Here is a 9,956-nt window from a genome sequence, read left to right on the forward strand (position 1 = left end):
ATCAAGCGTGGTGCGGCGTCCATCTTCCTGCAGCAGCCGCAAAAGACTGCGATCGACGGCGTCGAGGTCGCCCGATTCAGGATTCACGTTCAAGCCACCTCATTTGCGTGAACTACACGTCAATTTTCGAAAAACAGCGTATTTAGTCGCGGCCATTTCGACAATAGGCTGCGCTTCATCGCAAGGTCGGGGCTGTCTCCTCCTGGCGGCATGAATATGGTGGCAGAACATGGCGGACGTCCGAGACACGGGAAACACAAGGCTTGCGGTGATCGCCGGCCTCGCCATGATCGCCATCTATGCCGCGCAGTTCGTGGCCGCCCGCTTCAGCCTCAGGGAGCATCTGACGGCCACCGACATGGCCGGCTTGCGCTTTGCCGGTGCCGGCGCGGTGTTCCTGCCGATCGTCTGGAGGCGCGGCCTGGCGACCATGACGGCGCTGGGCTGGCGGCGTGGATTGACGTTGGCGGCGCTGGCCGGATTGCCCTATCCGCTGATCATCAACTGGGGCCTCACTCATGCGCCCGCCGCCCATGCCGCGGCGCTCTGCCCCGCCTCGATCGTCTTCTTCTCGTTCCTATTGTCGCTGTTCAGGGAAAGCGCGTCGCGCCGGCGGATCATTGGCGTCGCCACGATCATCGCCGGCTTGTTGCTGTTCATAGCGCCGGCGCGCACCGGCGCCGGTGATGTCTTGTTCGGGGATCTGCTGTTTGTCGGATCGGGCGCGATGTTTTCCACATATGCCGTTCTTGTGCAGCGGTGGCGTGTCGAGCCGGTGACGGCGACCGCGAGCGTCGTGCTTTTGTCCTGCCTGCCGCTGCCACTTCTCTATGTCTTTGCGCCAAGCGGCCTCCATGCCGCCGCAGGCGCCGAAATCGCCAGCCAGATCGTCATTCAAGGTCTTCTCGCCGGCGCTGTCGCAATGTTCCTTTACACTTACATTGTCGACCAATTGGGCTCGCAGGCTGCATCGCTGTTCCTGCCGGGTGTGCCGATCGCCACCGTGATGGTCGGCATGGTCGTGCTTGGCGAGACCCCGCTGGCGATCCAATGCGTGGCCATCGCCATCATGGCCGCCGGGATGGGTTATTCGGCGATGGGTCGACGCAGCACCAGGGAAAATCTGGCTGTTCCGGCACCAGCTGGATCGTAAATGGTTTCAGTGGCATCAAGGTATGGGGGCAAGCAGCGCCGCCAACTTCTGCGGCCCGCCCTGCAAAACGTTCAGGTCGACGTCCCCCTCAATGCCGTCCACGCGTCCCCGGTTGTGGTACTGCCAGTAGATCCAGTCACGGCGGTCCGGCTCCATGAGCAGAGAGCGCAGCCAGAGTGGGCGAGCGCTGATTTGCCCGGCATAGGCAGCTTCGGCTTCATCCGTCAGATAGACGATCGCTGGCTTGCCGAAGGCCGCCTCAACGGGTCCAAGGAAAGCCTGCAGTTCGGCGTTCAGTTGCTCGGGCGACGGGCGCTGCGGACAGTTGCCGCCGAACTCGATGTCGACGACCGGCGGCAGCAACGGCTGATCGCGCGGCACCACCGAGATAAAATTCCTGGCCTGGTCGGCGCCCGGACGGCAGAAGGTGAAGAAATGATAGGCGCCGACGGCGAGCCCGGCGGCGCGGGCCTCGCGCAGGTTGCCGGCGAAGGCTTCGTCGACATGGTCGCCGCCCTCAGTCGCCTTGATGACGGCGAAAGCCACATCATCGGCGGCAACGCGCCGCCAGTCGATCTTGCCCTGATGATGGGAGACGTCGATGCCCCTGACCGGATATCTGCCGCGGTCGGGAGAATAGGTGTGGAAATAGACCAAGGCCCCCGCCGCAACGATACATGCCAGGGCAAGACTGGCGAGGCCCCAGAGAACAATCCGCTTCTTCAAGACCATCCCCTGTTGGGCTTGCCGATTGTTAGACCTTGAAGCCCCGGCTGTTGGCTTTTTTCAGGCTGTCACCTGATCACCCGCGTTCCTTGAGCAGCCGGCCCTTTTCGCGCGACCAGTCGCGTTGCTTCTCGGTCTCGCGCTTGTCATGCAGCTTCTTGCCGCGGCCAACGGCAAGCAGCAGCTTGGCGCGCCCCTGATCGTTGAAATAGATTTTTAGCGGCACCAGCGTCATCCCTTCACGGTCGACGCTCTGCGACAGTTTTGCCATCTCGCGCTTGTTGAGCAGCAGCTTGCGGCGCCGGCGCGGTTCGTGGTTGAAGCGGTTGGCCTGCAGGTATTCCGGCAGATAGGAATTGATCAGCCAGATCTCGCCGCCTTCCACCGAGGCATAACTGTCCTGGATGTTGGCCTGGCCCTGGCGCAGCGATTTGACCTCGGTGCCAGTCAGCACCAAGCCGGTCTCGATCGTGTCGAGCACCTCATAGGAAAACCGCGCCTTGCGGTTTTCCGCAACGGTCTTGTTGTTGGGATCGGCTTTTCTGACTTGATTCATGATGTGGAGAGGTGGCGCCTCATCCTCAATTAATCAAGCCGGCGTGCTTCATGGCCGCATCGATCTTTTCGGCCGTCGACTGCTCGATGGTGACCAGCGGCGAACGCAGCACGTTCTCGACCTTGCCCAGCTTCGACAGCGCGTATTTGGCGCCGGAGACGCCGGGCTCTATGAAGATCGCCTTGTGCAGCGGCAAGAGGCGGTCCTGCAGCTCGAGCGCCTTGGCGCTGTCGCCGGACAACGTTGCCTCCTGGAATTCGGCGCACAGCCTCGGTGCGACATTCGAGGTCACCGAAATACAGCCGACGCCGCCATGCGCGTTGAAGCCGAGTGCCGAGGCATCCTCGCCGGAAAGCTGGATGAAATCCTTGCCGCAGGTCATGCGCTGCTCGGACACCCGCTCGACCTTGCCGGTCGCGTCCTTGACGCCGACGATGTTGTTGAAGTCGTGCACCAGCCGGCCCATCGTCTCCGGCGTCATGTCGATCACCGAGCGCGGCGGGATGTTGTAGATGATGATCGGCAGCTTGGTCGCCCGGGCGACGGCGGCGAAATGCTCGTAGAGACCGCGCTGTGTCGGCTTGTTGTAGTAGGGCGTGACGACCAGGGCCGCATCGGCACCCGCCTTTTCGGCATACTGCACAAGCCCAACAGCTTCCTCGGTGTTGTTGGAACCGGCGCCGGCGACGACAGGCGCCCTGCCCCTGGCCACCTCGATGCAGACCTTGACGACGTGGCGGTGCTCGTCATGCGACAGCGTCGGCGACTCGCCGGTGGTGCCTACCGGGACGAGGCCCGTGGTGCCTTCGCCCAGCTGCCATTCGACGAACGCGCGAAAGGCTTTCTCGTCGAAACGCCCGCTCTTTTCGAACGGTGTCACGAGCGCAGTAAGCGAGCCTCTCAGCATGTCGTCCAACTCCTTGGGACTTCCAGGTTCATGCATGTCGTCGTCCCAAAAGCGGTTGCCGGTTTTGGGCGACATGCATCGGTGTTTTGTCGTGCGCGCCTTCTAACCGAAAGCGAAGCCGCGCACCATAGTCTCGACATTGTTGCGCGGCAAGCATTGCCATGGTGCCAGCAAGCGTTATTCGAACGGCCTCGATAACCCTTTGTTTACGAGCCCTTCACGACCTAAGTCTAGGCTTCGAGGCTTCTTCGCCTGCTGGTAAAATGCTGGACTAAGGAAAGACACGAAGGATCATGCCGACCGGTCGGCCCCGCCTGTTCGCGCTTCTTGGCGCCATCGCCGCGCTGATGCCCGGCGTGGCGATCTGCGGCAGCGCCGATGTGCGGGTCACTTCGGCCATTCCGATGCCTGGCGTGCAGGACAAGGCGCAACAGGCCCCCACCCCCGGCGTCACGCTCTTGAAAAGCGGCCTGGATGCGCTGGCAGCTGGCGATATTCCCGGCGCGCGCGGTGTGCGCGATGCCCTCCCCGCACAATCGCTCGACCAGCACATATTGGCCTGGGCGATCGCGCTCTACGGGGGCGACAAGGTTCCGAGTGGCGATATCGCGGCGGCCGCGAAGATGCTGCCCAATTGGCCAGGCACCGTTGCGTTGCGCAAGAACAGCGAGCGCGCGCTCTATCGCGAGAACCCGGCGGCGGACATCGTCATCAAGGCTTTCGACGGCAGCCAGCCGCAGACATTCGAAGGCGTGATGGTTCTCGCGCGCGCCTATGTGTCGTCCGGCAACGCCAAAGCGGCGCGATCGGTGTTGTCGCCGTTCTGGCGCACCGCGATCCTGGACGCCAAGGACGAGGCGGCTCTGATCAAGGAGTTCGGCGCCCTTGTTCCCGCCGCCGATCACCGTTTTCGCATGGAACGCATGTTCTATGCCGACCGGGTGAATTCCGCCTTGCGTGTCGCCGGCCTCGCCGGCGCCCAGCAGCTTGCCGACGCCTGGGTGGCGGCCGACAGAGGCGACAAGAATGCGGCCAAACTGCTGAAGGCGGTGCCGGTGGCGCAGCGTTCGGCCGGCTATTTCTTCGCGCAGGCCGAATATCTGCGCAAGCAGGAGGATTTTGCGGGCGCAGCGGCGGTTGTCATGAAAGCGCCGGCAGACCGTGAATCCCTCGTCGATCCGGACGCCTGGTGGGTCGAACGCCGGGTGCTGTCGCGCGAACTGGTCGACCAGGGCGACATGAAGACCGCATACAAGATAGTCGCCATGCATGCAGCCGAAAGCGCGGCCAATGCAGCGGAAGCCGAGTTCCATGCCGGCTGGTATGCGCTGCGCGGCCTGAGCGATCCCAAGCTCGCGGCGACGCACTTCGCGCGCATCGCCGAGCTAGCCCAGGGGCCGATGACCCTGTCGCGCGCCTATTACTGGCTCGGCCGCTCGGCGGAAGTCGGCGGCCCCGGCAATGCCAAGGATTATTTTGGACGTGCGGCGACCTACGGAACGACGTTCTACGGCCAGCTAGCCGCCGAACGCGTCGGCCGGCAGGCGCTCAACATCGTCTATCCCCAGCCAAGTGCCGCCGACCGGCAGAACTTTGCCGGCCGCGAGGCCGTCTCCGCCATCAAGCGCCTGCAGGAGGCAGGCTACGACCGTTATGGCGAAACGCTCTATCGCGACCTTGCCGGGCAGTTGACCAGCCCGGGTGAACTGGCGCTGCTCGCTGTCCTTGCGGAAAAGCAGAACAACCATTTCATGGCGCTGAAAGTTGGCAAGATCGCCGGGGCGCGCGGCATCGATGTCGGTGCGTTGTCGCATCCGCTCGGCGTCATCCCCGATTCGGCCAATATTTCCGGTTCGGGCAAGGCGCTGGCCTATGCGATCGCCCGCCAGGAAAGCGAATTCAACGTCGGTGCCGTATCCAGTGCCGGCGCGCGCGGCCTGCTGCAGCTGATGCCGGGAACCGCCAAGCAATTGGCGAAGAAGGCCGGATTGCAGTTTTCGCAGACCAGGCTGACAAGCGACGCCGGCTACAATGCAACGCTTGGTTCGGCGTTCCTTGGCGAACAGCTCGATCGCTTCAACGGCTCGTACGTATTGACCTTCGCGGGCTACAATGCGGGCCCCGCCCGGGCCAGCCAGTGGGTGGCGAAATACGGCGACCCGCGCGGCAAGGACATCGATGCGGTGGTGGACTGGGTCGAGCGGATTCCCTACACGGAAACAAGAAGTTACGTGCAGCGCGTGATGGAGAATTACGAGGTCTACAAGATGCGTATTTCCGGCAAGTACGACATTGTAGGCGATCTCGTGAATGGGCGCAGCTGAGGCTCTTGCTCTCCCCGTGCGAGGAGAAGGAGGAGCCTTTCCCGTTTGACCCTCCAGCGCTCCGTCTATAGCAGTCGTGGACGATCTCGCGGCTAAGGCGTCCGTTCCATGTCGAGCAATCCAGATTTCTCCGACTTCTTCTATGCCGCGCCAGATGGGCTGAGGCTTCACGCGCGTGTCTATGGCGAAGCGAGTTCCGCCCATTGGCCGGTCGTCTGTCTGCCTGGCCTGACGCGCAACGCGCGGGATTTTCACGAGCTTGCGCTCTATCTCTCAACGCGATCCGCCCTTGCGCGCAAGGTTGTCGCTTTCGACTACCGCGGACGCGGGCAGTCGGCCTACGATCCCGATGTCAGTCACTACAATGTCGGCATCGAAGCCGGCGACGTTCTTGCCGGGCTGGCCGCACTCGGTATCGAACAGGCGGCCTTCATCGGCACCTCGCGCGGCGGGCTGGTGATCCATGTCCTTGGCGCGATGCAGCCGGCGGTACTGAAAGCCATCGTGCTCAACGACATAGGGCCAGTGATCGAAGCCGCCGGCCTCGCTCACATCCAGTCCTATCTCGAACGCACGCCAAAGCCGAAAACCTTCACCGAGGCGGTGGATGCCCAGCGCAATGTTCATAGCCAGGACTTTCCAGCGCTTGCTGAGGGCGACTGGGAGCGAATGGTGCGCGCGCTCTATCGCGAGACGAATCAAGGGCTGCTGCCCGATTTCGATTCGAAGCTGGTCGACACGGTTGCCAATCTCGACCTGTCACAGCCATTGCCGCCTCTTTGGCAGCAATTCGATGCGTTGGCGGCCATTCCGCTGCTCGTCATACGCGGCGCCAATTCAAGGCTATTGTCCCAGGAAACGCTGGAGGAGATGCGAAAGCGTCATCCCGGCACCAGGACAATCACCGTACCGGATCAGGGCCACGCACCCTTCCTGGAGACCGGTAACCTGCCCAATGAGATCGCGCTCTTTCTGGATCAAGCAGAGGCGCAGAAAAATCCGGCGTAAGCCCCGAGAGCAACCAAGGTCTTGGGGTCATGGCGGAGAGGATGGGATTCGAACCCACGAGAAGCTTTTGACCTCTACTCCCTTAGCAGGGGAGCGCCTTCGACCACTCGGCCACCTCTCCGTTGTGCCGGTGGATAAAGAAAAGCGGCGGCACAATCAACAAGCCCGCGTCATTAATATGGAAAAATAAGAGCGTACCGGACCGCGGCTTTGCGCGATGCGGGGATTCTGCGGCAATTCCTGGCTGGTAGAACTGGCCGCGGGTTGCGCTTTGGTGCAGATCGAGCGTTGAATTGCCTGGACTAGATGGGGGGCAATCGCGTGTTCATCCTGCCTCGCTGGCAAATACCGCCGGCAGAATCCAGTAAGGCCACCGGATCGGTCGATCCTGACCTTGCACCGTCCCAAGCGGCACGTTAGCAAGAAGGCTCCCTTCCAAGCGAGCTTTCGACATGCCTCAGCGCCCTGCCCTCTCACCACTCATCGCCGCGCTTCCGTCGACCGTGCCGTTCGTCGGCCCCGAAGCGCAGGAGCGTGAACGCGGGCGCGCTTTCCGTGCCCGCATCGGCGCCAATGAGAGCAGCTTTGGCCCCTCGCCGCGCGTGATCGCCCGCATGGAGAGTGTCGCGCGCGACCAGTGGATGTATTGCGACCCGGACAATTACGACCTTAAAGTTGCGGCGGCCGCGCATCACAATGTGGCTGTCGAGAACGTCGTTGTCGGCGAAGGCATCGACGGCCTGCTCAGCCTGGTGGCGCGCATGTATGTGGCGCCTGGCGATGCGGTGGTCACCTCGCTCGGCGCCTATCCTACCTTCAACTTCCACATTGCCGGTGTCGGCGGCCGGCTGGTGAGCGTCCCATACGAGAACGATCGCGAAAGCCTGGACGGTCTGCTCGCGGCGGTCGTCAGGGAAAAGGCGCCGCTGGTCTATCTGTCCAACCCGGACAATCCGATGGGCAGTTGGTGGGAGGCCGACGAGATCATCGGCTTCATACAAGCCCTGCCGGAAACCACCATGCTGGTGCTCGACGAGGCCTATGGCGAGCTGGGACCGGCCTCGGCCCTGCCGCCGATCGATATTTCGCGGCCAAACGTCATCCGCATGCGAACCTTTTCGAAGGCCTACGGACTTGCCGGCATACGGTGCGGCTATGCGTTGGCCGAGAGGCTGGTGATCAGCGACTTCGAGAAGATCCGCAACCACTATGGCGTCAGCCGCATGGCGCAGATCGCCGGCGTCGAGGCGCTCGCCGACCAGGCCTATCTCGAGATGGTGGTGGCCCGGGTGGCCGCCGGACGGCGGCGCATCGCTGATATCGCCGAACAGAACGGGTTGAAGCCGCTCGCCTCGGCGACCAATTTCGTCACCATCGACTGCGGCCATGACGGTGCTTTCGCCCTGAAAGTGCTGCAGGGACTGTTGTCGCGCGACGTCTTCATCCGCAAGCCGGTGGCGCCAGGACTAGACCGCTGCATCCGCGTCAGTGTCGGTCTCGACCACGAATTGGATATCTTCGCCGAGGAATTGCCGGGTGCATTGGCGGCGGCGCGGGGAAACTAGGGCACTTCCGGGCGCTCAGGAGCCATCGCTACGCCGAGCAGATGCCTGGCACGCGTCAGCACATCCGACAGTTCCGCGGCTTCCTTGTCATTCAGGCTCGCGGTCAGGCGGGCGAGATCACGATCCGTAGCCGCATGAAGTGCGGCAAGCGCGGCCTGGCCGCGCGCGGAAAGCGAAAGAACGCGCGATCGTAGCGGCGCGGGACCGGTGCACATTTCAGTCAGGCCGGCGGCAGAGAATTTGCGAAGGATTCTAGTGACATAGGCAGGATCCACCTGAAGGCCCCGAGCGATTGCGGAGGCCACCGGTGCGAGATCGAGCCGAAGCGCTCGGGCCAGAAAGCCTGTCTTGCCGCCAGGATTGGTGGGGCAATCGCGGGGGTGATGACCGAGCTCGAACAGCACCCGCGCCTCGGTCAGCGTATAGGCACTGTGCATCAACGTCTCGTCGAGCAACCCTATCAGCCCGGTATAGAACCGGTTGAAGCGGCGGATATCGCCGACCAAGGCATTGCGATCGCTCATGCCAGAAGCCTCCGGGAAATTTCCAGACCGCAGGGATGATGGCCAGAAAATTGACCCAGTCAACCATTTACTGGATCAAGTCACTTATTTCCGCAAAAACTCCCGGTCTTCGATTGGATAGTACCTCAAGCCAGTTGCCTTCGTTCGGTGCCGCGCCAGACTCTATGCAAGGGAGTGAGCCATGAAAGACCGGAAGAGGGCGGTTCAGGCGCGCATATACGGCAAGGTTCAAGGTGTCGGCTACAGGATCTGGGCGCGAGGCGAAGCGACAAGGTTCGGGCTGCTGGGCTGGGTGCGCAACGAGAGAGACGGCTCGGTGACGGCATGGCTTACCGGCGCCGACGCGGCGGTTGCGGACATGATCGAGCGGCTACGGCAAGGCCCGCTGGGAGCGGCGGTCTCGCGGATCGATGTGGAAGAGCTGGAGAGTTGGACCACGCCTGGAGATTTCAGGATCATTGCGTAGGAGCATTTCGCTCTCTTGAATTAATTGAACGTTCGTTTTATTACTACCGCCGTCAGCGAGGCGATGATGGCACGCACCACAGGATCAGACGGCGGGCGAACCGAGGCGGCAATCCGCGAAGCGGCGGTCAGCCTGATAGCGCGCTACGGCTATCAAGCGATGTCGATGCGCCAGTTGGCCGCCGAGGTCGGCGTCCAGGCAGCCGCGCTCTATCGCTATTTCCCGACCAAGGAAGAGCTGCTGTTCACACTGATGCGCGAGCATATGCAAGGACTTCGCGAAGCCTGGGAGCACTCCAGGCCGGCCGGCGCGGATCCGGCGCGGCAGCTTGCCGCCTATGTGCGCAACCACATCGCCTTTCATATCGAACGCCGCCACGCCACGCATGTGTCGAACATGGAATTGCGCAGCCTGTCGCCCGACAGGCTGACGCAGATCCTGCGCATGCGCACGGCCTACGAAAAGGAACTGCGTTCGATCCTGCGCGATGGCGCCGAGGCGGGTATTTTCAGCGTCGAGGACACCGGCCTGACGGCCATGGCGCTGATCCAGATGATGACCGGCGTCATTGTCTGGTTCCGGCCGGGCGAGCGATTGTCGATCGCTGAAGTCACGGCAACATATCTTTCGATGACAATGCGCCTGGTCGGCGCGAAGATCGATGGGGTCATGCGGCAGGAGGAACGGCATGTACACGAACACGCTCAGCTTCGGGCATGACGAAGAC

Annotated in this window: 10 protein-coding genes and 1 tRNA gene; 6 read left to right on the forward strand and 5 right to left on the reverse strand. The window is 62.6% G+C overall.

Annotated elements, in window-relative coordinates; all coding sequences use genetic code 11:
• Nucleotides 1-229 precede the first annotated feature (229 nt).
• A complete protein-coding gene (locus EOA36_RS16485; protein ID WP_127278532.1) occupies nucleotides 230-1,153 on the forward strand; it encodes a DMT family transporter in 924 nt (307 codons plus the stop codon).
• Between the two features lie 15 nt (nucleotides 1,154-1,168).
• Here EOA36_RS16485 and EOA36_RS16490 read toward each other — a convergent pair whose 3' ends face one another.
• The 3 genes from EOA36_RS16490 to dapA all read right to left on the reverse strand — a co-directional run bounded on the left by EOA36_RS16490 (nucleotide 1,169) and on the right by dapA (nucleotide 3,342).
• The gene (locus tag EOA36_RS16490; RefSeq protein ID WP_127278533.1) at nucleotides 1,169-1,879 is read right to left on the reverse strand and encodes a GH25 family lysozyme; all 711 of its coding nucleotides are present in this window, start codon (nucleotides 1,877-1,879) and stop codon (nucleotides 1,169-1,171) included.
• A 76-nt stretch (nucleotides 1,880-1,955) separates the two neighbouring features.
• Nucleotides 1,956-2,435 carry an SsrA-binding protein SmpB gene (gene smpB / locus EOA36_RS16495; protein ID WP_027144197.1) on the reverse strand — a complete coding sequence of 160 codons (480 nt, stop codon included), beginning with the start codon at nucleotides 2,433-2,435 and terminating at the stop codon, nucleotides 1,956-1,958.
• Between the two features lie 25 nt (nucleotides 2,436-2,460).
• A complete protein-coding gene (dapA, locus tag EOA36_RS16500; RefSeq protein ID WP_127278541.1) occupies nucleotides 2,461-3,342 on the reverse strand; it encodes a 4-hydroxy-tetrahydrodipicolinate synthase in 882 nt (293 codons plus the stop codon).
• 293 nt (nucleotides 3,343-3,635) lie between these two features.
• On the opposite strand from dapA, the gene EOA36_RS16505 reads away from it, so the two are divergent.
• Nucleotides 3,636-5,666 (forward strand): lytic transglycosylase domain-containing protein, encoded by a 2,031-nt coding sequence (locus tag EOA36_RS16505; RefSeq protein ID WP_127278534.1) that lies wholly within the window; start codon nucleotides 3,636-3,638, stop codon nucleotides 5,664-5,666.
• A gap of 108 nt (nucleotides 5,667-5,774) precedes the next feature.
• Complete coding sequence (locus EOA36_RS16510; protein ID WP_127278535.1) at nucleotides 5,775-6,674, forward strand: alpha/beta hydrolase; 900 nt, start codon at nucleotides 5,775-5,777, stop codon at nucleotides 6,672-6,674.
• A 30-nt stretch (nucleotides 6,675-6,704) separates the two neighbouring features.
• Here the strand turns inward: EOA36_RS16510 and EOA36_RS16515 are convergent.
• Nucleotides 6,705-6,795: transfer RNA gene (locus tag EOA36_RS16515), tRNA-Ser, on the reverse strand.
• Nucleotides 6,796-7,126: 331 nt separating this feature from the next.
• Here EOA36_RS16515 and EOA36_RS16520 point away from each other — a divergent pair.
• Entirely contained in the window at nucleotides 7,127-8,239 is a 1,113-nt protein-coding gene (locus EOA36_RS16520) for a pyridoxal phosphate-dependent aminotransferase (RefSeq protein WP_127278536.1), read from the forward strand.
• Here EOA36_RS16520 and EOA36_RS16525 read toward each other — a convergent pair.
• Nucleotides 8,236-8,745 (reverse strand): MarR family winged helix-turn-helix transcriptional regulator, encoded by a 510-nt coding sequence (locus tag EOA36_RS16525; protein WP_245464378.1) that lies wholly within the window; start codon nucleotides 8,743-8,745, stop codon nucleotides 8,236-8,238. The genes EOA36_RS16520 and EOA36_RS16525 overlap by 4 nt on opposite strands.
• 199 nt (nucleotides 8,746-8,944) lie before the next feature.
• Between EOA36_RS16525 and EOA36_RS16530 the strand changes: the two genes are divergently transcribed.
• Together EOA36_RS16530 and EOA36_RS16535 are read left to right on the forward strand one after the other, a co-directional pair.
• Nucleotides 8,945-9,229: an acylphosphatase gene (locus EOA36_RS16530; protein ID WP_127278538.1), complete on the forward strand. Its 285-nt coding sequence runs from the start codon at nucleotides 8,945-8,947 to the stop codon at nucleotides 9,227-9,229.
• A gap of 66 nt (nucleotides 9,230-9,295) precedes the next feature.
• Complete coding sequence (locus EOA36_RS16535) at nucleotides 9,296-9,949, forward strand: TetR/AcrR family transcriptional regulator (RefSeq protein WP_127278539.1); 654 nt, start codon at nucleotides 9,296-9,298, stop codon at nucleotides 9,947-9,949.
• Nucleotides 9,950-9,956: the final 7 nt, after the last annotated feature.

This window comes from Mesorhizobium sp. M8A.F.Ca.ET.021.01.1.1, from assembly GCF_003998025.1.
In the GTDB taxonomy this organism is placed as follows: Bacteria; Pseudomonadota; Alphaproteobacteria; order Rhizobiales; family Rhizobiaceae; genus Mesorhizobium.

Coding starts and splice junctions, on each gene's coding strand:
- EOA36_RS16505 (WP_127278534.1), top strand. CDS start 3,636: ATGCCGACCGGTCGGCCCCGCCTGTTCGCGCTTCTTGGCGCCATCGCC.
- EOA36_RS16535 (WP_127278539.1), top strand. CDS start 9,296: ATGGCACGCACCACAGGATCAGACGGCGGGCGAACCGAGGCGGCAATC.
- EOA36_RS16510 (WP_127278535.1), top strand. CDS start 5,775: ATGTCGAGCAATCCAGATTTCTCCGACTTCTTCTATGCCGCGCCAGAT.
- EOA36_RS16530 (WP_127278538.1), top strand. CDS start 8,945: ATGAAAGACCGGAAGAGGGCGGTTCAGGCGCGCATATACGGCAAGGTT.
- dapA (WP_127278541.1), bottom strand. CDS start 3,342: ATGCTGAGAGGCTCGCTTACTGCGCTCGTGACACCGTTCGAAAAGAGC.
- EOA36_RS16485 (WP_127278532.1), top strand. CDS start 230: ATGGCGGACGTCCGAGACACGGGAAACACAAGGCTTGCGGTGATCGCC.
- smpB (WP_027144197.1), bottom strand. CDS start 2,435: ATGAATCAAGTCAGAAAAGCCGATCCCAACAACAAGACCGTTGCGGAA.
- EOA36_RS16520 (WP_127278536.1), top strand. CDS start 7,127: ATGCCTCAGCGCCCTGCCCTCTCACCACTCATCGCCGCGCTTCCGTCG.